Here is a 399-nt window from a genome sequence, read left to right as displayed (position 1 = left end):
GATCGGCCGCGTGCCGAACTTCATCGAACGCGGGCATGTCGCCAGCGTCAACGAGTACGAGCTGCGCGACGAGCACAAGGTCGCCATCACCTACCGCTACCGTGATGGTTTCGGCGAACCACTGCAGGAAATTCGCGCACGTGCCAGCGTCGATCCGGACAGCGGCAACCATGGCTGGCGAACCTGGTTCTATCGCGTGGTGCCGACCCACTCGCGGGTACTGGAAGTGGCCCCGGACTATTCATGGGCACTGATCGGTTATCCGGGCCGCGAAATGGCCTGGATCTTCGCGCGCAAGCCGGACATGGACAAAGCCCTGTACAAGGAGCTGGCCGAGCGCCTGCGCGACGAGTACGGCGTGAACACCGACAAGCTCAAGCGCGTGCCTCAGCATCCGGA

At 63.4% G+C, this 399-nt stretch carries 1 protein-coding gene; it reads left to right on the top strand.

Annotated features, from left to right (window positions below; genetic code table 11):
* Positions 1-399 (top strand): lipocalin family protein (locus D7X55_RS47265; RefSeq protein ID WP_121725806.1); only part of this gene is annotated, 399 nt, incomplete at both ends.

The organism is Corallococcus sp. AB049A (assembly GCF_003668885.1).
GTDB lineage: Bacteria > Myxococcota > Myxococcia > Myxococcales > Myxococcaceae > Corallococcus > Corallococcus interemptor.
Note: the sequence above shows the minus strand (reverse complement) of the source record. Positions and strands in the feature narration are given on the sequence as shown.